This window comes from Sphingobacterium sp. NPDC055346, assembly GCF_053645235.1.
In genome coordinates, this window is record NZ_JBSHMI010000008.1 from 59,506 (window position 1) to 85,916 (window position 26,411).

At 37.3% G+C, this 26,411-nt stretch carries 26 protein-coding genes and 1 tRNA gene; 17 read left to right on the forward strand and 10 right to left on the reverse strand.

Translation table 11 applies throughout. The annotated features are described in order from the left end of the window. Positions 1-198: 198 nt before the first annotated feature. From rplI to ACWICE_RS16010, 4 genes are all read right to left on the reverse strand, one after another. Positions 199-642 carry a 50S ribosomal protein L9 gene (gene rplI / locus ACWICE_RS15995; protein ID WP_185212046.1) on the reverse strand — a complete coding sequence of 148 codons (444 nt, stop codon included), beginning with the start codon at positions 640-642 and terminating at the stop codon, positions 199-201. Between the two features lie 13 nt (positions 643-655). Beyond that, complete coding sequence (gene rpsR / locus ACWICE_RS16000; protein WP_093096199.1) at positions 656-919, reverse strand: 30S ribosomal protein S18; 264 nt, start codon at positions 917-919, stop codon at positions 656-658. Further along, a complete protein-coding gene (gene rpsF, locus ACWICE_RS16005; protein WP_185212047.1) occupies positions 919-1,287 on the reverse strand; it encodes a 30S ribosomal protein S6 in 369 nt (122 codons plus the stop codon). The genes rpsR and rpsF overlap by 1 nt, the downstream gene beginning before the upstream one ends. Positions 1,288-1,858: 571 nt before the next feature. Continuing rightward, complete coding sequence (locus tag ACWICE_RS16010) at positions 1,859-3,064, reverse strand: pyridoxal phosphate-dependent aminotransferase (protein ID WP_237219459.1); 1,206 nt, start codon at positions 3,062-3,064, stop codon at positions 1,859-1,861. A gap of 146 nt (positions 3,065-3,210) precedes the next feature. On the opposite strand from ACWICE_RS16010, the gene ACWICE_RS16015 reads away from it, so the two are divergent. From ACWICE_RS16015 to ACWICE_RS16050, 8 genes are all read left to right on the forward strand, one after another. Continuing rightward, positions 3,211-4,197 (forward strand): bile acid:sodium symporter family protein, encoded by a 987-nt coding sequence (locus tag ACWICE_RS16015; RefSeq protein WP_313257949.1) that lies wholly within the window; start codon positions 3,211-3,213, stop codon positions 4,195-4,197. A 48-nt stretch (positions 4,198-4,245) separates the two neighbouring features. Beyond that, on the forward strand, positions 4,246-5,226 hold the full coding sequence (locus tag ACWICE_RS16020; protein WP_313257946.1) for a cation diffusion facilitator family transporter: 981 nt from the start codon (positions 4,246-4,248) through the stop codon (positions 5,224-5,226). Positions 5,227-5,345: 119 nt separating this feature from the next. Then, positions 5,346-5,837 (forward strand): nuclear transport factor 2 family protein, encoded by a 492-nt coding sequence (locus ACWICE_RS16025; RefSeq protein ID WP_454298773.1) that lies wholly within the window; start codon positions 5,346-5,348, stop codon positions 5,835-5,837. A gap of 7 nt (positions 5,838-5,844) precedes the next feature. Then, the gene (locus ACWICE_RS16030) at positions 5,845-6,126 is read left to right on the forward strand and encodes a GNAT family N-acetyltransferase (protein WP_185212051.1); all 282 of its coding nucleotides are present in this window, start codon (positions 5,845-5,847) and stop codon (positions 6,124-6,126) included. A 26-nt stretch (positions 6,127-6,152) separates the two neighbouring features. Further along, positions 6,153-6,809 (forward strand): hypothetical protein, encoded by a 657-nt coding sequence (locus ACWICE_RS16035; protein WP_454298774.1) that lies wholly within the window; start codon positions 6,153-6,155, stop codon positions 6,807-6,809. A gap of 187 nt (positions 6,810-6,996) precedes the next feature. Next, positions 6,997-9,210, forward strand: a complete 2,214-nt coding sequence (locus ACWICE_RS16040; RefSeq protein ID WP_454298775.1) for an NADP-dependent isocitrate dehydrogenase — start codon at positions 6,997-6,999, stop codon at positions 9,208-9,210. A 141-nt stretch (positions 9,211-9,351) separates the two neighbouring features. Next, positions 9,352-10,203 (forward strand): sugar phosphate isomerase/epimerase family protein, encoded by an 852-nt coding sequence (locus ACWICE_RS16045; RefSeq protein ID WP_185212054.1) that lies wholly within the window; start codon positions 9,352-9,354, stop codon positions 10,201-10,203. Between the two features lie 200 nt (positions 10,204-10,403). Beyond that, the gene (locus ACWICE_RS16050; RefSeq protein ID WP_313257938.1) at positions 10,404-11,750 is read left to right on the forward strand and encodes a PDZ domain-containing protein; all 1,347 of its coding nucleotides are present in this window, start codon (positions 10,404-10,406) and stop codon (positions 11,748-11,750) included. Positions 11,751-11,779: 29 nt separating this feature from the next. On the opposite strand, the gene ACWICE_RS16055 is transcribed toward ACWICE_RS16050, so the two are convergent. Next, positions 11,780-12,733 (reverse strand): acetyl-CoA carboxylase carboxyltransferase subunit alpha, encoded by a 954-nt coding sequence (locus ACWICE_RS16055; RefSeq protein ID WP_185212056.1) that lies wholly within the window; start codon positions 12,731-12,733, stop codon positions 11,780-11,782. A gap of 190 nt (positions 12,734-12,923) precedes the next feature. Here ACWICE_RS16055 and ACWICE_RS16060 point away from each other — a divergent pair, with 190 nt between their 5' ends. Further along, entirely contained in the window at positions 12,924-13,805 is an 882-nt protein-coding gene (locus tag ACWICE_RS16060; RefSeq protein WP_454298776.1) for a mechanosensitive ion channel family protein, read from the forward strand. Here ACWICE_RS16060 and coaA read toward each other — a convergent pair. From coaA to ACWICE_RS16080, 4 genes are all read right to left on the reverse strand, one after another. Further along, on the reverse strand, positions 13,792-14,736 hold the full coding sequence (coaA, locus tag ACWICE_RS16065) for a type I pantothenate kinase (protein ID WP_185212058.1): 945 nt from the start codon (positions 14,734-14,736) through the stop codon (positions 13,792-13,794). The two genes, ACWICE_RS16060 and coaA, sit on opposite strands and share 14 nt — an antisense overlap. Before the next feature lie 33 nt (positions 14,737-14,769). Next, positions 14,770-15,198: an OsmC family protein gene (locus ACWICE_RS16070; protein WP_185212059.1), complete on the reverse strand. Its 429-nt coding sequence runs from the start codon at positions 15,196-15,198 to the stop codon at positions 14,770-14,772. Beyond that, positions 15,188-15,580 carry a methylglyoxal synthase gene (locus tag ACWICE_RS16075; RefSeq protein WP_185212060.1) on the reverse strand — a complete coding sequence of 131 codons (393 nt, stop codon included), beginning with the start codon at positions 15,578-15,580 and terminating at the stop codon, positions 15,188-15,190. The genes ACWICE_RS16070 and ACWICE_RS16075 overlap by 11 nt, the downstream gene beginning before the upstream one ends. 135 nt (positions 15,581-15,715) lie before the next feature. Then, a complete protein-coding gene (locus tag ACWICE_RS16080) occupies positions 15,716-16,780 on the reverse strand; it encodes a patatin-like phospholipase family protein (protein ID WP_454298777.1) in 1,065 nt (354 codons plus the stop codon). 106 nt (positions 16,781-16,886) lie between these two features. Between ACWICE_RS16080 and ACWICE_RS16085 the strand changes: the two genes are divergently transcribed. The 6 genes from ACWICE_RS16085 to ACWICE_RS16110 all read left to right on the forward strand — a co-directional run bounded on the left by ACWICE_RS16085 (position 16,887) and on the right by ACWICE_RS16110 (position 23,162). Next, positions 16,887-16,977: transfer RNA gene (locus ACWICE_RS16085), tRNA-Ser, on the forward strand. Between the two features lie 703 nt (positions 16,978-17,680). Continuing rightward, positions 17,681-20,566 carry a hypothetical protein gene (locus ACWICE_RS16090; protein ID WP_454298778.1) on the forward strand — a complete coding sequence of 962 codons (2,886 nt, stop codon included), beginning with the start codon at positions 17,681-17,683 and terminating at the stop codon, positions 20,564-20,566. 427 nt (positions 20,567-20,993) lie between these two features. Then, positions 20,994-21,239, forward strand: a complete 246-nt coding sequence (locus tag ACWICE_RS16095; protein ID WP_185212063.1) for a hypothetical protein — start codon at positions 20,994-20,996, stop codon at positions 21,237-21,239. After that, complete coding sequence (locus ACWICE_RS16100) at positions 21,239-21,961, forward strand: sugar-binding protein (protein ID WP_454298779.1); 723 nt, start codon at positions 21,239-21,241, stop codon at positions 21,959-21,961. Before ACWICE_RS16095 ends, ACWICE_RS16100 begins: the two co-directional genes overlap by 1 nt. A gap of 56 nt (positions 21,962-22,017) precedes the next feature. Next, positions 22,018-22,737: a DUF2071 domain-containing protein gene (locus ACWICE_RS16105; protein WP_454298780.1), complete on the forward strand. Its 720-nt coding sequence runs from the start codon at positions 22,018-22,020 to the stop codon at positions 22,735-22,737. Between the two features lie 38 nt (positions 22,738-22,775). Then, positions 22,776-23,162 (forward strand): VOC family protein, encoded by a 387-nt coding sequence (locus ACWICE_RS16110; RefSeq protein WP_313257926.1) that lies wholly within the window; start codon positions 22,776-22,778, stop codon positions 23,160-23,162. Here ACWICE_RS16110 and ACWICE_RS16115 read toward each other — a convergent pair. After that, a complete protein-coding gene (locus ACWICE_RS16115) occupies positions 23,159-23,986 on the reverse strand; it encodes a glutaminyl-peptide cyclotransferase (RefSeq protein WP_454298781.1) in 828 nt (275 codons plus the stop codon). The genes ACWICE_RS16110 and ACWICE_RS16115 overlap by 4 nt on opposite strands. A gap of 575 nt (positions 23,987-24,561) precedes the next feature. Here ACWICE_RS16115 and ACWICE_RS16120 point away from each other — a divergent pair. Further along, positions 24,562-24,723: a hypothetical protein gene (locus ACWICE_RS16120; RefSeq protein WP_185212114.1), complete on the forward strand. Its 162-nt coding sequence runs from the start codon at positions 24,562-24,564 to the stop codon at positions 24,721-24,723. Between the two features lie 54 nt (positions 24,724-24,777). Beyond that, entirely contained in the window at positions 24,778-26,391 is a 1,614-nt protein-coding gene (locus ACWICE_RS16125; protein WP_313257921.1) for a hypothetical protein, read from the forward strand. The last annotated feature ends 20 nt before the right edge of the window (positions 26,392-26,411 follow it).

The following is a 26,411-nucleotide window of genomic DNA, read 5'->3' on the forward strand; positions in this document are numbered from 1 at the left end:
TCTTTCAAAAAAAATATGATGAAAGATTCTCAATAGCAAATGTCCCTTTAATAATTAGGTTAGATTAGGTAATTGATCAGGTGGCTCCGGTTAATTGAAAGCCATGCGGTCTAAATACTAAATACTTGCTACTAAATACTGACAATAAAAAAATCCCCGTTATCATTTGATAACGGGGATTTTTTTATTGTTAAATGCTTACTCAGCGATAACTTCGAAAGGGATTTGTACTTTTACTTCCTTGTGTAAGTTCAAGTTAGCGATGTACTCACCTAATTGCTTAGGTTCAGTTTCGAAAGTGATACGACGGCGGTCAACTTCATAACCTTGCGCTTTAAGAGCGTCAGCGATTTGAATACTGTTAACTTTTCCGAAGATCTTGCCAGACTCACCAGCTTTAGCACCAATAGTTAATTTTACTGATTCTAATTTACCAGCTAATTCAGTAGCATCTTTTTTGATTTTCTCTTGTTTGAACTGAGCTTGTTTGATATTCTCAGCTAACACTTTCTTTGCAGAAGGCGTCGCCATTACTGCAAATCCTTGAGGAATTAAGTAGTTACGGCCGAAACCTGGTTTTACTACTACGATATCGTCTTTCTCTCCAAGGTGTTTAACATCTTGTTTTAATATAACTTCCATTATCGTATCCTCCTTATTTTAATGAATCAGTTACGTAAGGCATAAGTCCGATAATACGCGCACGTTTAACGGCTTGAGCAACTTTACGTTGAAATTTCAGTGATGTTCCAGTTAATCGACGAGGTAAGATTTTACCTTGATCATTTACGAACTTCAAAAGGAAGTTAGCGTCTTTGTAGTCGATGTATTTAATACCGTTCTTTTTGAAGCGACAGTATTTTTTACGGTTGTCCTCTACTTTAGGAGCAGTCACGTATTGGATGTTTTCGTTTGCCATTAGTTTGCTACCTCCTCAGTTTTAGTTTCTGCCTTTTTGTTGAATGCACCGCTACGTTTTTTCTCGTTGTAAGCCACTGCGTGCTTATCTAGAGAGATTGTTAAGAAACGCATCACACGCTCATCACGTTTGTATTCAACCTCTAATTTTTTGATTAATTCACCTGGAGCCTTGAATTCAGTTAAGTGATAGAATCCAGTTGTTTTTTTCTGGATCGGATACGCTAATTTTCTCAAACCCCAATTATCTTCAGCGATAATTTCGGCTCCGCCTTCTGTCAAGATGTCTTTGAATTTTGCGATTGCTTCTTTCGCAGCATCTTCTGAAAGCAACGGGGTAAGAATGATTACAGATTCGTACTGTTGCATTTTGTAAATAATTATGTTTATTAATTTCTATCCGTAGTTATGTTAACGGAAGTGCAAAGATAGAAAAATCAATTGATTATTAAAAAAATGCTGAATTATTTTTTGTGTGGATATTTGGTAATCAATCCCTTCCAAACCATTGTAGTCAGATGCTTACAGATAACTCTAAATTCTTGCCCAATCCCGAATCATCTTTATGGAATATTTTCATCTTTGCGCCTGCACAAACTATTAAAGAATTAATTTGGATTATATTATCAGGCTGCCCTTTTGGGCCAGGATTTTAGTCGCGGTGACTGTGGGATTGCTAATCGGATTTGTGATGTTTGAATTGATCTATTTGGGGTTAATGGGAGGGTAGATATGAGTATTGAGATAATGAATAGATATGAGTATTGAGATATTAACCGAGAAATAGATTTGAGTATGGAGATATCAAATGGGAAAAAGATATGGGAATAGAGATATGAGTATTGAGATAAAAAACGGGAAATGGATATAGAGATTTGAGATTTAATGCGGACTTAGTTTTCCGGTTAATATCTCAAATCTCAAATCTCATATCTCAATACTATTTTAAATTCGCCAATGCTTCTTTGATTCTGCGAAGGGCTTCTTTTAAGTTTTCGTCAGAAGCAGCATAGGAAAGGCGGATATAATTGTTGTTACCGAAAGAGTCTCCACCAACAGTAGCAACATGACCGTAGTTCAATAAGTATAAAGCAAGGTCTGCTGAGTTATTGATTACATTTCCTTCAGGATCCTTTTTACCAAAGAAAGAGCTGATCTCTGGGAAGAAATAGAATGCTCCATCTGGTAAGTTTGTTTTCACACCTGGGATATCATTCAAAAGGTCATATACCAATTGACGACGACGCGCAAATGCTTCTTTCATTTCCAGGACACTTTCCAATCCTTGCTCATATGCAGCAATACCAGCACGTTGAGAGATAGAACATGTACCTGAAGTCGTTTGTCCTTGCATTTTTTCGTTTGCAGCAGCGATTTCTTTGTTCGCTGCGATGTAACCAAGGCGCCATCCCGTCATTGCAAATGCTTTTGAAAAACCATTGATAATGATTACACGGTCCTTAATGGAAGGGAATTGTGCGATAGACTCGTGCTTGTCTACGAAATTGATATGCTCATAGATCTCATCAGAGATGATATAGATCTGTGGATGTTTTTCAAATACCTTTACCAAGGCCTCCAATTCAGCTTTTGAATATACGGAACCTGTAGGGTTACAAGGCGAGGAGAACATGAAGACTTTTGATTTTGGAGTAATCGCAGCTTCTAATTGTTCTGGAGTGATCTTGAAATCGGATTCGATCGTCGTATCAATGTAAACTGATTTTCCTTCGGCCAATACCACCATTTCCGAATAGGAAACCCAATATGGGGTAGGGATGATCACTTCTTCACCAGGATTTACAAGGGTTAGCAATACATTGGAAAGGGATTGCTTGGCACCTGTGGAAACCACGATATTAGATATGTCATAATCTAAACCGTTTTCATTTTTTAATTTATTTACGATCGCTTGGCGAAGTTCAGGATAACCAGAAACAGGGGAGTAACGGGTCCAGTTTTCATCCAATGCCTTCTTGGCAGCATCTTTTACATGCTCAGGCGTATTGAAATCAGGTTCACCTACACTCAAACTAATTACATTAATGCCCTTAGCCGCCAGTTCACGGCCCAATTTGGTCATCTTTAATGTTGCTGACTCGGATAGATTGTTTATTCTATCGGATAATATGGATGTTGTACTCATGATATTGCAAATATATTATATACAATTTATTATCGATGAGAAAAATGTAACAAAATCTCTATAAAAATGATACTTTCTAAATAGATGGATTGGAATAGGTGTTTATGAAATTAATTATAGCTTTGTATGCAAAATTTGGGTTTTAGATGAAGTTAAAATTTGATGGGTTTATTATAGCCTTGATTTTCATGATATTCCTTGCCTACATTTATCCCGATGTTGCAGGTTATTTAGACGGCAAGTTTTTAAATGCTTTGATCAGTGTTGGTGTCGCGTTGGTATTCTTCTTTTATGGGTTGAAACTGAGTTTCAATGAAATCAAGGACGGAATGAAGAATTGGAAACTTCATTTGTCTGTTCAGCTCTTTACCTTTGGTCTTTTCCCGTTGCTTGTATTGTTGTTCCGCCCATTGGTGCATACTGAAACACAGGAGCAATTTTGGCTATCCTTTTATTTCTTGGCCGCATTACCTTCTACCGTAACCTCTTCGGTAGTGATGGTTTCCATTGCAAAAGGAAATGTTCCTGCTGCCATATTTAATGCTTCCATTTCTGGGTTGATCGGTGTTGCCATTACTCCATTACTGATGCACTTCTTTTTGGAAGTTGGTGAAGTCAATGTCTTCGGGGAATTATATATAGGTCTTTTATTTGAAGTTCTACTTCCTGTAATACTGGGCTTACTAATACAACCATATTGGGGGAAATGGGCCCATAAGTATGGGAAAGCTTTATCCAATTTTGATAAAGGAGTCGTTCTGCTGATCGTTTATAGCAGTTTTTCGGAATCTTTTATGAATGATATTTTCAATACCATAGGTACAGGTTATTTAGCTAGTTTATTTGTCGCTGTTATTGCCCTGTTCTTTACGGTTTATCTTATTATTTTATTGTTCGTACGTTATGTGCTGAAGTTCAATCGGGAGGATAGGATTTCTGCATTGTTCTGTGGATCAAAGAAATCGCTTACACATGGTAGTGTGTTCTCAAAATTTTTGTTTGCCAATAACCCTAAATTAGGGCTGTACATATTACCATTGATGATTTATCATGCCTTTCAGATTTTTGTAGTGACCATTATAGCGCAACGCTTGGGAAATCAGAAAGATGAGGGTATATTAACAAAAAAGTAACATTTATTGTTTCTTAATTAATTATTTTTGCGGTTCAAATTTAGTGTTATGAATAGGCAGATGAGATTGGTTTTGTTATCCTTGGTTACCGGTATCGTATTGATGCTTATCAAGTTTGTGGCCTATTTTATCACCGAGTCTAACGCCATTTTTTCTGATGCCGCTGAAAGTATTGTCAATATTGTCGCTTCTGGCTTTGCCTATTACAGTATTTACCTTGCTGCCCAACCTAAAGACGAAAACCATCCCTACGGGCACGGAAAAGTAGAATTCTTCTCTGTGTTTGTTGAAGGGGGAATGATATTCATCGCTGGTAGCATTATCCTCATTAAATCCATCTATGCCGTTTTCTCACCTCAACCTGTAAGTAATGTAGAAGAGGGTATGTACTTGATATTAGCGACTTCCCTGATCAACTATGGGGTTGGATTCTATCTGATGAAAAGGGGGAAAGCTCTACGTTCATTGACCATTGAAGCTGATGGAAAGCATTTACAGGTGGATGCATACAGTTCAATAGGCTTGATTGCAGGACTCCTATTAATGAAACTTACCGGCTTGGCCTGGATTGATCTAGCCCTTTCTTTTGTCCTCGGTACCTTCATTTTATATAATGGCTATAAACTTTTGAGAAAGTCGATTTCTGGTCTAATGGATGAATCGGATGCAGAAGTAGTGGAGGAAGTTGTCGCAATCCTGAACAAGAACAGGAAATCAGAATGGATAGATGTCCACAATCTCCGCATACAACGATATGGACAGGAACTGCACATAGACTGTCATTTAACTTTACCTAACTATTATGACCTTAACCAGGTCCATGACAGTATCTCCGATTTTGATTCGCTATTGAACGATAATCTGGCCTCCAAGACGGAATTCTTTATACATGCTGACCCATGCATGCCAGAATGTTGCCATTATTGCACAGTGGAAAATTGCCCTATCCGCTCTGAGCCTTACTCCAAGCATATTGATTGGAACATTGTAAATGTCACCAAAAATATGAAGCACTTCAGGAAAGCCTAAGTTTATTTCTCGATCAAATCCATAAATTTCCTTCGATCTATTGTCAGGCTAAAATGGTCTTTCTGACTGGTCTTGTGTCTTAGCTTTCAAAAAGGTATCTTTATTAAAAACCAATTTATATGAAAATCTACAGTTTAGTAGCAGTATTCTTGATGTTTATTCAGGTTTCCCTTGCACAATCACAAGATGATGTAGCGAAAGTCTTAGATAAGTGGCATGCCGCTGCTGGAAAGGCTGATTTTAAGGAGTATTTTGACCTAATGGATGCTAATTCCATCTTTATCGGTACGGATGCTACAGAACGTTGGGACAAGCAGGAATTCATGGATTATGCCAAGCCACACTTCGATAAGGGTAAGGCTTGGAACTTCAGCAGTCTGGAAAGAAATATAGAATTTTCGGAAGATGGTAAAACCGCATGGATAGATGAATTGTTAAATACACAAATGAAGATCTGTAGAGGTTCGGGCGTTTTGGTACTCAAAGATGGGAAATGGTTGATCAAACAGTATGTGCTGTCGATGACTGTGCCAAATGATTTGGCTGATGAAGTGGTCAAAATGAAAGCCGATATAGAGGATGAAATTATTGAAGAATTAAAACTTAAATAAAGATAATATGTTAGTGAAACACGAAGAAAATGGAAATAAGGGATCATTTTTAGCCATTGAAGATGGTAAAACAATAGGTGAAATGACCTATTCCAAAGCTGGACCCGGTAAGATCATTATCGACCATACCGAGGTAGATCCAGAAGAAAAAGGAAAAGGGATTGGTTCTGTTTTATTGAACAAGGCCGTTGAGCATGCACGGGATAGCAAATTGAAAATCATGCCTTTATGCCCTTTTGCAAAGGCGCAGTTTGATCGTGATGTAAATATCCGTGATGTCCTGTTTTAATAGTTAAAAACTCAAAATCAACAATTATGAAAGCAGTTGTCATAGGCGCTACAGGCGCGACAGGTAGGGAATTGGTCCTGCAATTGTTGGCAAATCCAAAAGTGGATTCGGTTAATGTATTGGTAAGAAGGCCTTTTTTTACACCTGATCCTAAATTACATGAAGTAATTGTTGATTTTGATCGTTTAGAGGATTTCAGTCACTTTATCATTGGTGATGTTGCTTTCTCTACCATGGGCACCACATTAAAGGATGCCGGCAGTAAAGAGGGACAATGGGTGGTGGATTATGATTACCAGTTGAAGTTTGCTGCCTTGTGCAAGCTCAATAGGTTCCATACCTTTGTGCTACTTTCCTCAGCCCAGGCAAATAAGAATTCCAGGTTCTTTTATACCAAAATGAAAGGATTGTTGGAAGAGGGGATCAAGGCCTTGAACTTCCCCAAATTGATCATCGTCAGACCTGGTCCTATAGATCGTCCTAATAGCAAAAGAAAGGGAGAGCAGTATGCGGTCAGCACCCTTAAGTTCTTGAATAAGTTGGGTTTGTTTAAGCTATATAAACCAATCAGTACGATGATTCTGGCTAGGGCCATAATGGATGCTGCCTTTGAGGATAAGGATGGTCTTATCGATATCTATAATCCTAAAGAGATATGGGATGAATTAGGTGAAAAAGCTTAAATCATTCTTGAATTCCCTTTCATTCTATTGATTCAAGACAAAGATTTTTCAGAATCCATCATTATTTTGGCTTTTATGGCTATTTAAAATTCATTTTATTATCTTTAGGCGAATTTTAAAAAAGAGGCTTATCAACTCTTTGAATTTCACTAATAATTGCAAAATAATATCATTTCAATAGAAAATTATGTCATCTAAGATCATTTACACAAAAACAGATGAAGCGCCTTTATTGGCAACGTATTCATTTCTACCTATCGTTCAAGCATTCGCAAAAACTGCTGATATTGAAGTCGAATTAAGAGATATTTCATTGGCAGGACGTATCCTAGCTAATTTAAACGAATATTTATCGGAAGACCAAAAAACTACAGATGCCTTGGCAGAGTTAGGACAATTGGCTACTACTCCTGATGCAAACATCATTAAACTTCCTAATATTTCTGCTTCTATTCCTCAGTTAAAAGCAGCGATTGCTGAATTGCAAAAAGCTGGATATAAGATTCCAAATTATCCAGATGCACCAGCAAACGAGGAAGAAGAGAAGATCAAAGCTGCTTACGCTAAAGTTTTAGGTTCTGCAGTAAACCCTGTTTTACGTGAAGGAAACTCTGACCGTCGTGCGCCTAAAGCTGTTAAGAACTATGCTAAAGCTAACCCGCACAGAATGGGTGCTTGGGCTTCTGATAGCAAAACGAAGGTAACTTCTATGCAAGATGGCGATTTCTACAGCTCTGAGCAATCATTGACATTGGATGTTGACAGTCAATTTAAAATAGAATTTGTTGCTGCTAATGGTGATGCTAAAGAATTAAAAGGCCTTGCTAAATTGAAAGCGGGCGAAGTAATTGATTCTTCAGTTATGCATGTTGCTAAATTGAAAGAATTTGTTGCTCAAGCGATACAAGAAGCTAAGGAAGCTGGAGTTTTATTGTCAGCTCACTTAAAAGCGACCATGATGAAGGTTTCTGACCCTATTATCTTTGGTGCTATCGTTGAAGTTTACTTTAAAGATGTTTTTGAAAAATACGGTTCTCTTTTTAAAGAATTAGGCATCAATAAGAACAATGGTTTAGGCGAAGTGTATGCTAAAATTGCTGGTACCCCTCAAGAAGCTGAGGTAAAAGCTGCAATCGATGCTGCAATAGCGAATGGACCAGACCTAGCGATGGTTAATTCGGATAAAGGAATTACTAACCTACATGTTCCTTCTGATGTGATCGTTGATGCTTCAATGCCAGCAATGATCCGTATAGGTGGAAAGATGTGGGATAAAGAAGGTGCAGAACGCGATACTTTAGCGATCATTCCTGATAGATCTTATGCAGGAATTTATGAAGCCGTTATTGAAGACTGTAAAGTAAATGGTGCTTACGACCCTAAAACTATGGGTTCAGTTCCTAACGTTGGTCTTATGGCTCAAAAGGCTGAAGAATATGGTTCTCATGATAAAACTTTCCAAGCTCCTTCAAATGGGGTGATCAAAGTTGTAGACAACAATGGCAAGACATTGATGGAACAACAGGTTGAAGAAGGTGATATCTTCCGTATGTGTCAGACTAAAGACGCTCCAATCCAAGATTGGGTTAAATTAGCGGTAAATCGCGCTCGTCTATCTGATACGCCAGCAGTATTCTGGTTGGATGAAAACCGTGCTCACGATAGAGAAATCATCAAGAAAGTAAAAACTTACTTGGCTGATCACGATACTAAAGGATTAGATATCCGTATTTTATCTCCAATTGAAGCTACTAAATTCTCCATTGAGAGAATCCGTAAAGGCGAGGATACTATTTCGGTAACTGGAAACGTATTACGTGACTACCTTACTGACTTATTCCCAATCCTAGAACTTGGTACTTCAGCTAAAATGCTATCAATCGTTCCATTAATGAATGGTGGTGGTCTATTTGAAACTGGCGCCGGTGGTTCTGCTCCTAAACACGTTGAACAATTCTTGGAAGAGGGTTATTTACGTTGGGATTCATTGGGTGAATTCTTGGCATTACAAGCTTCATTAGAACATTTAGCACAAACTCAGAATAATGAGAAAGCTCAAGTATTGGCAGATGCTCTTGATGAGGCAAATGCGAAATTCTTGGCAAATGATAAGTCTCCAGCTCGTAAAGTTGGACAAATCGATAACCGTGGTTCTCACTTCTATTTAGCTACTTACTGGGCAGAAGCTTTGGCTAAGCAAACCAAAGATGCTGAATTGGCATCTAAATTCGCTGGTTTAGCTAAGGCTCTAACGGAACAAGAGGCTAAGATCAATGAGGAATTGATCGCAGCGCAAGGAAAAGCTCAAGAAATCGGTGGATATTATTATCCAAATGATGAATTGGCTTCAAAAGCAATGCGTCCTTCTGAAACATTGAATTCTGCACTAAGTTCTTTGTAGAATTTCTAAATATTTACAAAAGCCCTTGTCTTTAAAGACAAGGGCTTTTTTGTATTAAAGCTGTTGGATTCCATCGCTTGATATTGCCATTCTGCATATTAATCATTATTTTTAATAGAAAAACAACATAAACCTATATCCATGAGCAATAACAGTAGAAGAAATTTTTTGCAACGCAGTGCATTGGGAGCTGCAGCGGTATTGACAAGTCCAAGTTGGTTAACTAGCCAGGCTGAAACTAAAGATTCAGGTTTGGCAGACCAAAATAGTCTGAAATTAGGAATAGCAGGCTATAGCTTTGTGAATTTTAATTTGGAACAGTCCCTGGCGATGATGAAAAGGATGGATGTAAGGTATCTTTGCATCAAAGATTTTCATTTGCCCCTGAATAGTACCGCAGAGCAGATTGCTGCGTTTCACAAGAAATTGGCTGAATCAAATGTGACCGGTTATGCTGTCGGCCCAATCTATATGAAGACCGAAGCTGAGATTGACAAAGCATTTGATTATTGCAAGCGGGTAGGTGTGAATTTGATGATCGGTATTCCAGAAATCAAAGATCTTCCGTATGTGGCCAAGAAAGCCAAAGAAAATAATATCAAGTTTGGAATCCATAACCATGGCCCGGAAGATAAGATCTATCCGAACGCTACGGTTATCTGGAACCATATCAAAGATTTGGATAAAAATCTAGGGATGTGTTTTGATATGGGGCATGATACCAGAGATGGACAAGATGCCATCAAAGATTATGTAAAATACAAGGATCGGATATTTGATATCCACCTGAAGAATGTGACAGCAGCTGATGCAAAGGGCTCGACATGTGAACTAGGACGTGGAGTGATCAATATCCCTGCCTTTGTAAAAGCCTTGTTGAAAAACAAGTACAGTGGTTGCTGCAGTATTGAATTTGAAAAGGACATGAAAGACCCGTTGGCTGGAATTGCAGAGTCGGTAGGTTACTTTAGAGGTGTGCTCAGCGCAGTCTAATATAAAATACAAGATCATTTAAAAAGGAATAATCAATTTGATTATTCCTTTTTGTTTTTATAACGATCGAGATGCATTCTGTACAGTTTTTTAATAGGAATTATTGAAACTTAATAATTTATCAAATGTTTAATATTAAGCGTATGTTAAGTTATTTGAATCTAAAAAATAGGTAAATTAGCATATATAAACCTTTGTGTATGAAAATCATAATTCTATTATTGCTGAACTTGATGTTCTTGCATAGTTATGCGCAAAGAAATTTTTCGTTGATTCACCCCAAAAAGAATTCTTTCAAATTTGATCTCAGTGGAAACCTGGTCATTATCCCTGTCAAGCTAAATGGGGTTGAACTGGCATTTTTATTGGATACTGGGGTCAAAGAAACAATCCTTTTTGCCACTCCCCAAGATTCGGTTCCTCTGGAGAATGTTTCTAAGGTTAAGTTTTCGGGCATAGGGATAGAAGATGGGGTGGAAGGAATTATGGCAATTGGAAATGAGTTATTGGTCGGTAATACCTTGATCGACAGTCTGCATAATATATATGTTGTTGATGGTGAAGATCTAGATCTGTCTAGCCATATCGGTGTCCCAGTCAATGGGATCTTGGGAAGCCACTTCTTTGAAGATTACTTAATAAAAGTAGATTATCTGAAGAAAAGGATTAGTATTTATGATGCTTATGATTACCCTGAAAAGTTGACCCGTAAATTTACCAAGCTGCCCATTCAATTGGAGAGGAGCAGACCTTATGTACATATCGATGTTGATTTAGGGACACAAAAGGTTAAAGATGCGAAGATGCTTGTGGACATGGGCAATTCTGATGGTATGTTGGTTTTTCCATTTTTGTTGGATTCTTTTGTGGTTCGCGAACCAAGTATTTATGATTTTATTGGTCGAGGTTTCAATGGTTTGATCTTTGGTCGACGCAATAGGATAGAAGGTTTTGATTGGTCGGGCTTTTACATCAAGGAACCAATTGTATCTTATCCGGATTCCAATGCCGTGCATGCGGCGAAACTTGCTGTGAACCGTGTTGGGTCGATTGGCAATCAGGTATTGCAACATTTTCAGGTGTTGTTTAATTATCCCAAGAACGAGATCTATCTAAAAAAGAACCGGAATTTCGGAAAGAAATTCGAAATAAATATGTCTGGGATGGAGATCAAGCATGACGGACTGGAATGGACAAAGAGAAGGCTGACTACGAACATTGGAAAAAGAGATTCAGAAAATCCGAACTCTGGTATCAATGTTTATAATTATGAAGAATTTAAATACGAATTTATTTTACGACCTATCTACAAAATAGCAAGTGTCAGAGAAGGCTCACCTGCGGATTTGGCAGGTGTGAAAGTGGATGATGAATTGCTCAAAGTCAATGGCAGCAGTGCCCAAAGTATGAAATTGAAGCAGATAATTGGAAAATTAATGCATAAGGAAGGAGAGGAGATCCGATTGGTTCTCTTGCGGGGAACTGAAGAAGTGAAGGCTCAATTTATTTTAGAGGATCCTATCCCTTTCCAGAAGAAACTGCAATAAAAAAGCCTTGATCACTCAAGGCTTTTTCTTTATTCGTTTACAACTCCCATTTTGCTGAATTTGTCGATTCGTTCAGCAACCAGTGTATCGCTATCCTTAGCGCCTAGAACGGCTAGGTCTGAAAGGATTTTATTCTTTACGTTCAAAGCAGTCGCTTCAGGGTCTTGGTGTGCACCACCGATAGGCTCTTCAATGATGCCATCGATCAATCCATTACCAAGCATGTCTTCTGCGGTTAATTTTAAGGCCTCTGCTGCTCTTTCTTTCTGGTCCCAGCTTCTCCATAGGATGGAAGAACAAGACTCTGGAGAGATTACAGAATACCATGTATTTTGCAACATGTATACCTTATCTCCAATTCCAATACCTAAAGCTCCACCAGAAGCACCTTCGCCAATTACGATACAGATGATAGGCACTTTAAGAACGGACATTTCAAGTAGGTTTCTTGCAATTGCTTCACCTTGTCCACGCTCTTCAGCCTCTAATCCAGGATAAGCCCCCATCGTATCGATTAATGTGACTACAGGTTTGTTGAATTTCTCTGCCATCTTCATCAAACGCAGAGCTTTTCTATATCCTTCAGGGTTAGCCATTCCGAAATTACGGAACTGACGCTCCTTGGTATTCTTTCCTTTTTGGTGACCGATAACCATTACTGATTGACCGCCAATGGTAGCAAAACCGCCAACAATAGCTTTATCATCACGTACGTTCCTATCTCCGTGCAACTCAATAAAGTCATCACAGATCAAGTCAATATAATCGAATGTTTGTGGTCTATCAGGATGTCTGGACATCTGAACTTTCTGCCAGCCAGTCATATTGCTATACACCTCAACTTTTGTTTGCTCGAGTTTTTCTTCCAATTCGCGAACTGTTGCGCCCATATCGACTTTGGTTTTTTCTTCTACTTGTTTAACCTTTTCGATTTGCGTTTGTAGATCAGCAATCGGCTTTTCAAAATCAAATGTTGTTTCCATAATTACCTGTTTGGTGTCATTAAAGCGGTAGCTAAGTTACTTGTTTTTTAAGAATTATAAAATGTTATTTAATCATTAAGGAAAGATAAACAACACCTAAAACTATTTAGTGATTGATAATAAGCCATATAACAAATTGTTGTTCGTACTTGTTTTGTGTACTATATAAAAAAATAATATCTTCAAGACCATGAATGCAGCTGCCACAGAAAACAAACCAAAAATTCCTTGGGTATTTATATGGAAGGTCATTCTCGTCATCATCATTATTGCTTTACACATCAATTTTGAATACGATATCGAGAAAAGGAAACTATTGGCCCAATTCCTAAGAGGTCTGTATTCTTTCTTGATCCCAAGTATTGTCCTTTCCATGTTCCGCTTTCTGGTGATCATGCTCTACAATGCACGGGATTCTCAAAAAAGAGAACGTGGTAACTTTGTGCTCGGTATCAATAGGCTTACAGCAGTATTGAATACGGTATTTTTTGTGATAGCAATCATGACTGCATTTGGAATTAATCCCAAAGACTTTATTACCAGCATTACCATCGTAGCCATGGCCATTGCGGTTATCTTTAAGGATTATATTACCAATATGATATCCGGATTAATCGTTATGTTCTCTGAGCAGTTATCCGTTGGAGATAGAATCAAGGTGGGAGAGCATAAGGGGAGGATTATTGACATTACCTTTGCCAATCTGGTATTACAGGATGAAGAGGACGATATTGTTATGGTGCCGAACAACATGGTATTTACGGCAACTTTCATGAATCTGTCTGCACATCAATCCAGTCTTTTTACCGTTAAATTCGAACTTCCTCTGGAAGTATCCTTACATATTGAGGAATTAGAGGAGCATTTAAGGCTAAGCCTGACTACCCATCCAAATCTGGAAATCAAGGAAGATGAATTTCAGGTAAAAGTTTTAGAATTAGGTAAGGACTTCGTTCGTTATAAACTGGACCTTTACGCTGTAACAAACAGCAATAGAATGCATAGAAATATCGAGAATGAGATCTTGAAGGAGATAATCAAGTTCGAAAGAAATATCCTTAAATCTTCCTAACCTTCACGCGCTTAATAAAGTGTTCAGAACCTTTCTTTAAGATTAGATCAGCTCTATATCGGGTTGGAAGGATATTTTCATGTAGGTTAGGCTTGTTGATCTCGTTCCAAATGGTATTGGCCATATCAAAACTTTCCTCTTCAGTCAGGTTTGCATACTTATGGAAATATGAAGCCGTATTTTGGAAAGCAGTTGCTCTTAGGGATTCAAAACGGTCGATATACCATTTTACGATATTTTTCTCATCCGCATCCACATAGATGGAATAATCAAAGAAGTCAGAAACGAAGACGCCGTTCTTTCTTGAATTGACCTGTAATACATTGATACCTTCAACGATCAATACATCCGGTTGTGAAATCACCAGTTTTTCATTGTTTAGAACATCATATTCCAAGTGCGAGTATAATGGCACGGTGACCTGCGATTTGCCGGATTTTATGTCTGCAAGAAACTGTAGGAGTTTCTTGGTATCATAGCTTTCAGGAAAACCCTTCCTGTTCAGGATATTACGTTTGATCAGCTCCTTGTTGGGATAAAGGAACCCATCCGTAGTGACCAATTCCACTTTTGGTTTATTGGGTAAAAGCGATAGGACTTTGGTCAGTACCCTAGCTGTGGTGCTTTTACCTACCGCCACAGAACCCGCTATACCAATTATAAAAGGTAGTTTTTGATGGTTCCTCTTGAAAAAAACATTGCTTTTTGAATGCAGTTCCTGAAAGTTATGGATGTGTACTTCCAATAAATGAGCCAAAGGGATATAGATATCCTCAATTTCATCCATTGTCAATGGCTCATTAAGGGCATGCAATTGATCTAAATCTTTCTCTTGAATGGAGTGGCTCAACTGGCCGTTCAACCTTTTCCATTGTTCGCGAGTAAAGTTTTGGAACGGACTTGTAAAAGTATGTTCGCTGATTAAGGGCATAGCAATTTATTTTTTCAAGTCGCAAATATACAATCAAGAAATGTTTTTTTCTTGGATTGTATCAATTAGATTACTTTCTATCACTATAGGGTTCATCAACATCTTGTGAACCGGACATTTCTCACCTATGGCATATAATCTTTTCTTCTGTTCTTCATCCAGATCGCCCTCAATAAAGATATTGCACTTGATATAGGTTGTTTGTTGTTGTTCACTCCGTTGAACTTCACTGGAAACCTTGATGTCAATTTTATCTACTTTCCATTCCTTGCGGTTTGCATACATCCGCATGGTAATGGCCTTGCATGCACCCACGGATGAAAGCAATAGTTGGGTTGGTGCCAACCCTTTGTTTTGCCCTCCGACTTCGATGGGCTCATCTGCTAAAATATTTAAATCCTCATAGGAAATAGTTGTTGTATAACTAGTTTCCCCAATACTCACTAAAACTTCATTTGCCATAAATCTCTGTATCTTCTTCTAATAATCCTTTAATAATCAATGATCCGGTTGCTGGGTTGGTTGCCAATGGTACATTCCAGAGGTCACAAATACGCATCAGCATTTGGATATCCGGCTCGTGCGGATGTTTTCCAAGTGGATCCCTGAAAAATATAATACCTTGTATCTTTCCTTCAGCTGCCATAGCTGCTATTTGTGCATCTCCGCCTTTTGGACCGGATAGTTTTAATTCTACTTCTAAACCTGTTTGTTGGATGTATGAACCTGTAGTTCCTGTTGCCACGAGGTGGGCTTTGGATAATCCTTCTTGATGATCTTTAACAAAAGCCACCATTTCGGCTTTCTTACCATCATGTGCAATTAAAGCTATTGTTTTTGCCATTTGAATGATATGTTTGCGTTCTGTTTTTAACCGCTTCGATAATATAACAAAAATATTTTTACAAGGTTATTTTAAGGCTATTAAAATATCAATTTTATAAGAATTAGTGGGAATTATGACTTTCGATTAAGGAAATCATAATTTATCACGCAAAAACTGCCATACCGAGTTGTGTTTCTTTTCTCCATTTTTTTCCTTTTCTGCTATGAGGTCTAACACATAGGCATCAAGCATATTTTCGTTGTCACTGATCAATTTATCAGCTAAGGAGACAATTTTCTGGATATTCCCTGCTGAGGCAGCATCCAGAGCTGGTTCAATGGAGGATAGGTTGGAGGGTTCGATTCTTATGTAATTGGAAGAATGCTGTACCGAACGAAACAATTGGTGGAGGAAATAATCATTGCTTTCTGAAGAGCTGCTGGTCATAATATCGACTAAGGCAGGTCCAATGGAAATCGCTTTCTGTTTTTTGAAATCCTCGTATTTATAGGCATTTTTTGCAATACCCGTTCCTAAGGAGAGGATATGTACATCATCGATTTTGAAAGTTTTGTAAGTCTTGAGTACTTCCAATAATGCAGAAATTGCAGGATTATGGGCAAACACCCCGCCATCAACCAATGGATACCGTGTTCCAGCCAATGAATATATTTCGGCTACAGAGAAATAGGTAGGGGCGGCGGATGTTGCTCGACAAACATCCTTAAGATAGAAATCGCGGGACTCACCATGAGAAATCGCTTTCTGTTGCCTGAAGAGGTGGTTTTTACGGAGTTCAATATTGTAGGCAGTAATAATACAGGGTTTGATCAGTTCACAAAGTTTTTGATCACCGAAATAGCTTTCCAAGACCCGTTCTAAGACTTTCTCATCATAGAGTTCTGTCAATAAACCGAATTGATTCAAGAATCGCCGCCAACTACTTGTGGTAAATATTTCGTTGCCATGTTTCAGGTAAATATCAAGCGCATCTTTTGCGGAGAACCTACGTTTCGTTGGATTTTGACGGTCTGGACAAAGTAATATACTGATCAGAATACCACCGGTGCTTGTTCCGGCAAAGAAATCAAAATATTCTGACAGGTGGGCATTTGGGTTGCCTGAAGCTTTCTTCAATTTTTGTTCGAGGGATACCAGCATCATTCCGGGAATAATTCCTCGGATTCCACCACCATCGATAGATAAAATCCTTTTCATTTTAGAGTTTGACCTAAGTTAGGGAAAGGAAATCAGAAAGGATAAATATTTTTCAAGAAAAATGCCTTAAAGCTCATGAAAAGTAATATATTTGCACCCACAATCAGGAGAGGTGTCAGAGTGGTCGAATGAGCAGACCTGGAAAGTCTGTATACGGGATGACTGTATCGAGGGTTCGAATCCCTCTCTCTCCGCCAAAGAAACAAAGCCCAACGTTAGTTGGGTTTTGTTGTTTCAGGACAGCCTTGCCAAACTTGTTTGAGCAAAGGCAGTCCTGAAACAACAAAAGGCCCGCGTAGCGAGGCCCTTTGTTTCTGTGAAGCCTCCCTCCAAGGGAAGGTTCAGGGTTTGCGTGCGGGCCAAGTGGGGCTGAACCAATCCCTATGAGCTACGGGTTCCTGATTGAGTTCCTTGCCAAACTTGTTTGAGCAAAGGCAGTCCTGAAACAACAAAAGGCCCGCGGAGCGAGGCCCTTTGTTTCTGTGAAGCCTCCCCCCAAAGGGAAGGTTCAGGGTTTGCGTGCGGGCCCAGTGGGGCTGAACCAATCCCTATGAGCTACGGGATCCTTTGAGCTAAAGAATCCAGACAGTGTCCCTTTGAACTACGAGATCCTACCGCAATCCCATTAACCTAAAGAATCCTTCTCTTTTTCCCTTAAAATCTCCAACCACCTTACCCATTAACAAATAATTTTTCAGCTCTCAATAAGGTTTCCCGTAAAATCTTTTACTGTTTATCAATTAATTTTGAATCAACAGACCGACTTATTATTAATCATTACCCTTAGACTGACAAAATTTGGCAGTCTGCGAAATTACATTTGTGAAATAGTTCCAAAAAAGTGAATCTGAACAAATACATGGCTTTTGCCATGCAACCAATCTATTATTATTAACTGAAATGAAACAGAAATTTAAAAATCTCTATGCTGACTATCCAGATCTAATTAACATCCGCACGGTTGAAATCTGTGAGGTAGATGATAATGACGTTCCTAATGGCTCAGGTGGAATAAATAGGGAAGGTTATACCTATGGTCAATTGAGACATCAGCCCATCATTAACGAATTGTTAGAGAATATCAGCAATCATAAATTGGCCGAGTTAGCCCAAAAGTGTAATGCTCGAAATACAAACACTCCCTTTGAAATGTTCAAAATTGATGGAGAGTACTGTTTTTGGGGATTACGGATTTCTCCTGTGGTCAGAACTCCAGATGAAGCGCAATTACGCGAAATACTTGCTTCCAATGAAAATACAGCCAAAGCCTTAGCGGATAGGAGTGTTACTGCGGCTATGATCCGTGAAGTAACTTATGACTTGCTCAGGCAGGAAGTAGCCCATGTATGCGGCATGACGGTAAGAGAAGCTTCACTAGCGATTGGCAATCAGCTTGATTGTGCACCTCATGAAGACCCAAGTGGATATATTTTTATGGTCCCTAACTGGGCACACAACTGGTTTAGGCATGATGGCTATGTTTCGAAGATGCTGAAGGTATTAAATAACGATAACGGTTTGGTTGATAATTCTTTTTCCGAAGTAATGGATAAATTACTCAGTGAATGTGAAATTAATCAGACCCAGTATACTCGATCTGATATTGTTGAATACCTAAATAGTTCCAATCTTCTTCAAAAGCGTTTATATGAAGATTCGAGTTTTATGCAGGCATATCAGTCTTATTATAAAACATTAAGTATCTACAAAAAGAAGAATGCGGATAAATATTTCGTTAATAATTTCATCTCTAAGCCATTAAGCCAAGATGGCAGTCTGATTGTAGCAGAACAGAGCTTGACTTTTGATACGGTAAAAAATTCTGCAGAAAGCCTTAAGGTATTAGGTGAAATGATAAACCTATCATTTGAAGACGAGATAAGAGAAACGTTAGACATTTTCAAAAATAATTTTGAGAAAATAGAATTACCTAAAGAATCTTGGTTCTCCATCACTGGCGCGAGTAACGTGAAGAAATTTACGCAAAGGGCTACAGAAGTATATTCAATCTATACCAATATTCTGGAAGAATACCATTTTGCTAAATTTTCGATTTTACAATCCATCAATGAATATTCTCAATTAAGAATTCAGTTAAGCTTTGACAGGGAAGATTTAATTTGCGTCCTAAAAGATGTGTATGGCGAGAAAATCTATGATTCATACCCACAATTATTCAATTTCAATCAAATTGAATGGTTGGATGTAGAGAACATGTTTAACGATTTGGATACGCAATTTGAAAAGATTCAAGGTAAATACGATGCGTTTTTAGATCAGGCAGATAAAAATCTACAAAAGGTAAAAGACCAATTAGATTCATCACTTTCAAATGTTGTTGATAAGATGGTCTATTCCAAGCTAAAGCAAAAGCATATTGGAAAGGAGGTTGGCAAAGTTGCGATGAAAGTATTAGAAAACTTTTCAAATACAAGGGCCCTATCTAAGGAGAAATGTTTGGAAATTAAGAAGGATATTGAGTTTATGAAACTTTCCTTTGCTCCAGATTATCAAAAGATCCTGGTTGATTTGGGGAGGTTATTTGAGGTTTACACCAATATTCGCGAGGTATTTATTCCTTTGGCAGAGTGTTATGGAAGCTATTTCAACAATATTTTAGGAGGTGAATTAAAGAGCCTACTGAACAAATATGGCGAATTTAAGCAGTCTCCGGTTTTTAAGGAAAGAGAAAGACTTGTTTTATCAAGGCGTGCGAATGAGTTGGATGTCTTAGAACATTATAAAAGCATTGGAAATCTAGAAAAGCTTTTAGATGACGAAAGGGCATATCTTGAAAATGAGGTTAAGCCGTTATATGAAATGTTGTTGAATATTCAGCCAACCAAACCAGGAATGATTTCAAAGATCTTGTCTTTGGGTTTAAATACGGCAGTATATGATCATGTATTTGCTAAATGGTCTACTTTTTTCGAACCATACGAGGCTGAATTTAATTCAAGTACAAATGAAATTGAAAAATTAAAAAAGGACATTTCATATTATAAGGGTCGTATCGTTGATTTAGAAAAAGAAAATGTCAACATAGCAAAGTCAATTGAGGGTTTTTCAGAGGAAGTTAAAGAGTATTTTAAAGAAAACAATATGGACGCTGTATTAACAGATATAAATCCAGCGAATATCAATACTGTTTTAAAGATTTCGAAGGATATTTTAGAAAAAGGACTTCGGGACAATTTATTGAACCCATCAGAATACCTAAGTAACCTGACCTTTGTTAAGGCAGTTAAAGGGGCTGAAAGCTATGATGAGAGCAAATTAGTGTCTAGGAAAATTTCGAATGCAGCCAATAAAGTACTTGATACGGTTGCCTTATTAGACAACGTACGTAAGAAATTCATAGATGGAGTTTCAACAGGAATGGAAAAAGGTTCTTTTGATGTGAATGAAACTAAATTGATTTCGGATCAAATGGATTCTTTTATTACCAAAACGAATTTTCTGCAATTGCGTGATGAGGATTCCATTCAAGAAAGGATGAGCGGTTATTTAGAGAAATTGATGATTGAAAACTTTCCGGACAAACCATACCTTGCTGATTTATCAGGTAAAATGGTCGGAATAATCGCGGAGCAAGCAAAAAGTATGGTTCGTCGATTAAAGTATTTAGATGAAATTAAAGCCCTGAAAGCTCTAAATAAAAGCAATGATGAAATTTTAGAAAAACTCAATCAGGATTTAATGCAGCATACTAACGAAGCAATTACGTCCGATCTCAACGAAAGGGATCAGTTAATTAATCAAATCAAGCAAAGTTTAACCATTTAGTATTTTTGTCATGTTTATTAATATTTGTGTAGGCATTTTAGCATATATCATCTTTTTCTTTTTATTCAGTAAAAGGCAAAATGCCTTAGCTGTCAAAAACGAGTTCGGATTAACAAGTTTAAAGAATGTCAATCAAGCCTACTTTCTCAACATACTTTTTGTTCTGTTCATACTAGGATATTCTTATTATGTGTTAACGCATCAGTCTGGATGGTCCATGTATGTCATGTTAGGTTTAAATGTAATAACCTATTTCATAGGATTTGTGGTTGATCCTGATGAAGCCGAAAAGGAACCGGAAAATTAAAAATGAATGAACAGCCCTCTAAAAAAGAGGGCTGTTTTTTTATAGACTGATCATAAGATTAACATTCTTTCCCTCCAATTTTTCTATATTCGTTAAAATAAAAATCAATTTCCCAAATCTATGAACCAAAATAAATATTCCCAATTGACGGACGAACAGCTCCTACAAGAGCAAAAGAAATTAAAGTCAACCAATCTGATCAATGCACTTTTGATCGGGGCGGCGGTAGGTGTAGCAGCCTACAGCTTCTATAATAAAGGATTCAGCTTTTTTACGTTATTCCCATTATTATTTGTCTATTGGTTTGTGAAATCCAAAAATAGCACAAAGGAATTAGAGGACGAGATCAAATCAAGAAATCTATAATGCCTAAAAGACCAATATCTTTTCTATTTCCTTTCATCCTTCTGACCGGATTGTTTAGCCTTCCCAAAGCTACTATAGCGCAATCTTCTGAAATCCCATTAATTCCATTCAAAAAAAGCCATTCCATCTCTATAGATGGGAATCTAACCGACTGGAATAATCAAAGAAATCTATTCACCGTAGATCAATTTATATCTCCTTGGGGAAATCAAAACTTTGGGAAGACGATCTTTAAGGCATTTCATGATGGGGCCTATTTCTATTTCTATTTTGATATCAAGGATAATAATATCGTAGAAAAGAAATTTGAGAAAGAAGAAGATGTAGGTAGAGGCGACAGAGGAGAGATATTCTTATCAGTAGATCTTGGTTTAAAAGAATATTACTGTTTTGAAATATCCCCAAGTGCCAAGGTTTTAGACTATAGGGCAAGCCATTATAGAAAGTTTGACTATGGATGGGATTTAGAAAGTTTAGAAGTAAAGTCAAAAATAAAACCTGATGGCTACATTTTGGAAGGTAAGATTCCTATGGATTTTATTAAAAGTATAATGGATTCAAATTCCGGGCAATCAGTATATTTAGGCTTATTCAGAGGCGAATTTGATAGTCTGGAGTGGAATGAGAAATCAATCAATTGGATATCTTGGATTAAACCCACTAGTATAAAGCCAGATTTCCATATTCCATCAGCATTCAAAAAGGTACAATTTGGAAAGTAATGAAATTTGTAAATTACTCATAAAAATTTTAACAATAAAGACTCTAGCATTTCCCGATGAATATACCAAAGATCCATGGGTTTATAGAAAGAAGGATATTAGTCAATTATACTGCAGATCCTACAGTCGTTAGCGGAATCTTGCCAGCTCCATTTACGCCAAAATTATATAAAGGAAAAGCAATTGTAGGCATCTGCTTGATCCGGCTCAAATCTATCAAGCCGAAAGGTTTTCCTAAATTATTTGGAGTTAGTTCTGAAAATGCAGCCCATCGTTTTGCTGTAGAATGGACAGATGAATCCGGCCAAATTTGTGAAGGGGTCTATATTCCCAGAAGAGATACCAGTCTCTATTTGAACACTTTAGTAGGAGGTAGGTTTTTTCCTGGAAAACATAACTTTGCCAACTTCAATATTCGAGAATCTAATGCTAATTATCACCTAGATGCGCTCAGTTCCGATCAGAATCATATCCAAATCGACGCCAGGAGAACCTCAGAGTTTCCATTAGGTTCAATATTCGACAACATTGAAGAGGTATCCCAGTTCTTTGAAAAAGGATCCATTGGTTATTCACCAAATGGAAAATCATTCGATGGACTAAAATTAAACACCTATAATTGGGAGATAAGTCCATTAGAAGTACAAAACATAAAATCGACTTATTTTGATGATAAAAACCGCTTTCCTGAAGGCTCTATCCAATTTGACCATGCCGTAATAATGTTAAATATCGAACATGATTGGCAATCTATGAAATCAATTTCCTGTCTTTAATTGTTCTTGCTATATAGCGTATGGTAATGCAGATAAATATGAAACTAGATCCTATTGTCGCTGTGCAAGATGTACAGAAGAGTGCCGTTTGGTATGAAAGGTTATTAAACCTCCATAACAGTCATGGAGGCGAGAATTTCGCTGTATTGCAAGATTCTTCGGGTGAAACCATTATATGCCTACATCAATGGGCTGAACATCATCATCCTAGCATGGAAAACCCAGACCTTGCACATGGAAATGGCTTAATCTTATATTTTAAGACCAAGGATTACCAAGGGATTTACGATACAGCAAAAGAAATGCAGATTGAGATGATTGAAGATCTTCATAGAAATATGAATTCCCAAAAAATGGAATTTTCATTTTATGATCTCGATGGGTATTACATTAGTATCACTGAAGACCATAATTATGAAGGTTAATTGATCCTTATCTTAAATATCAAAGGCCAGTTTTTTCCAGTAACAAACATAAATTTATTCATAGGATCCCAGGCAATCCCATTCAACACCTTTTCAGGGTCAGGTTGAAAACTCTTGTCGTAAAGTTGTAAGATCCCTTCAAAACTTATTTTTCCTACCACATAGCCTGTTTCCGGGTCTATTTTATAAATGTAATCAGAGCCCCATTGGTTAGCGAAAATATAACCTTCCACATATTCCAATTCATTCAGGCTATCGACTGACCCCATATTATCTATGACCTTTAATTCTTTGATGATTGCCATGTTTTCCGGATTAAGGTAGTACAACGTGGAGGAACCATCACTTAATATCAAGGAGGTAGAATCATGTGTCAATCCCCAGCCTTCTTTCTGCCAGCTATGTGTACCGCTGGGCTGCTTTAAATTGTCCAGATCAAATTGATAGATTTTATTGTTCATGTAGGTCAATTGATAAAGCTTATTGTTCAGTATGGTTATTCCTTCACCGAACACTTCATTCTCATAGTTTGCCTTGAGTACTTCAACTTTTGCCGTTGAAGTATCAATTTTGTTGATTCGGGTATGCCTTTCAAGACCTGTCCCTTCAATTAGACTTCCTTGGTCTAAAACAAAGCCTTGGGTAAAAGCTGAAGTATCGTGGTCTAGTGTTCCAATTATCTGATAGGTGAGAGGTATAGCTACCGGAATAGGGTTTTGCGTGGAATTTGGACTAGCTTGAATAGGTTCTGTTTTAGTTCCCTGTTGACAAGAATAGAGTAGGGACAAACTTATAATAGACAGAAAAATAATATTCTTATTCATCGTAATTAATTGCATTCTTAGTTACTAATATAGTTAAAGCGGCTGAAATTATACATGTTCAAACATGTATTTTACTCCTTTTCAATAAAATAAAACCAGACGTTAATATTAGTATCCAATAAGTCCAAAAATCCTTTTTTTCATGATTAGCTAATTATGCGCTCATCTGCTTAAAATCTTGCTTAAAACATTTGAAAATCCTGTTTTTTAAAACACAGTTTAAAGCCGTTAAACGAAGATATTTTTCTGTTTTTTATCGATTTTCGATATATAAAAAATTTAATAAATTGAAGTCAACACTAAGCTGATTGCTAACTAAATCATATTAGCTACTTTTTTTACACGCTAATTTCGTGTAGGCCATGGGCTACAAAAAATAATTAACAGCACTAAATAGATACTATTGATTTCAGGTAATCGAAATCCTGTTTATTTTTGTAGACCATAATTTTATGGCACACAACTATTAAAAAATTAATAAAAAGGCATACAAAATTGCGGCTAAATCTTAACTGATAGGAAAAATTATTTTTTCTTTTTGGTTTTGAGTCTAGACCGTAATGGAGGTTAAAGAAATGAAAAAGCACTACAAAACTCCCCATGTTCATTTAGTTAAAGTACAGATGGAAGTGGACATCGCATTGGGGTCTGCAAAAGTATATCCTCAAAATGGTAACAATGTGGTCCAAGACCAATGGACTGAAGAGGATGATGATAATAGAAATATCGATTGGTAATAATAAAAATTGATTAAGAAATAGAACATGAATAATATCAAAAATAAAATCAGTATGAAATTTAGTATTGGATTCTTGGCAGTCCTCATGCTTAGTTTTGGATCTTGTAAGAGGTCTGATGATCCAGTTGGGGGCAATGGAGAAGCAAAACTTAATGTTCAGATTGATGGGATTTCTTTTGAAGAGGACAATATTGACTTCGATAAGAAAAGCAGCACAAAAGGCTCTGTTGCATCTGGGCTCGTAAAAGATACCTCATTGGTTTATGATGATTTTGTAGTGGACGTGAAAATGTCCCAAGACAATGATAGATCAAATAGAACAGTGAGTAACCAAACTACTTACCGTGGTTCTGATGCTAATATGGCAGCAGCAGTAACGAAAACTACTCCATTGACCAAAGGTACCAAGTATAGATTGGTAGCCTTCAATGCAGATGGAACTTTTAATCAAGCGAAGGATTATACCTATGGTAGTGAAGCTTCTGCAGGTGCGATGAGCTTAGATGCTGGTAAAAAATATACTTTTGTAGCTTATTCCATCAACAGCGCTAATGATCCTTTACCTACATTAATCTACACCAATGGTGTTAATACATTTGCAAATGCAAAATTGGTTGATGTATCTAAAGATTTAATGGTCTTTATTGTTAAAGATAAACAACTGACCTATGGTGACAATAAATTAGGGGTAATCCTAAAACATAGATTCAGCATGATTACCACCCGATTAACGATGGATTCAAAAATGACAGGCTCTATCAAGACCTTGACCAACACAACCATCGGAAAAGTGGATGCTAGTGCTACCTTTAATTTCAATGGCGAAACAATCGCTTACAAAAATGACCAAAACACATTTGCAGCAATCAATTTCCCTGTTTTGGGAACCGGATTAAGGGACGTTACTAGTTTTCCTACTTTGATTATCAACCCTGCATCTACCAACAAAACATTGAATTTTGGCATTATTAAAATTGATGATGAAACCAAGACAAACTTTTCGATCGCTAATATTAAGGTAAATCCTGGATGTAAGTATAACCTGAATCTGAACTTCAGAACCTGTACCCAGGAAGTGAAATTGGCGAATGATGCTTTAAACTGGAAATTTCCTGAAACTGGTGACCGTAAGGGTTGTTATGATCCAAATTCAGGTAAAGTTTGGAAAAATGGAGAATTATTGACGAGAGAATTCTCTGCTCCTGCTTCAAATTACGGCTTTACATTTGACATCTTCCAATTGGACAATGCCGTAAATATGGAAGTTAATGGAGTTCAGATCTTAACTGATCCTAAAGAAGGCCAGATTCAATTCCAAACTTACGATAACACAGCAAATGGTGAAGGAATCATTACTCGTAACATTCAATTTGCTGATGGAACGGAACATGGTAAAGGTGGCATTCCGGATATTTGGAACCTTAGAGGAACTGATGCTACTCCAATGATTAGAATCATTATCAGTAAAACAGGTGAAGTGACCATGTTAGGTAGCAAAACAAACAATGGACCATTAGTTCAAATGGTTTTAAAAGGTTCTTTGAAATTCAACAACGTGCCTTGGAAAACTTCTGGAACGAATAGCGTAAAGGTTACTCAAAAAGTATCCAATACAACTTTTGTTGTAGGTAGAGGTTACGGTCAAGCTAAAATTGCTTGTAAATAAAAAGTAAAAGATTAATTTTT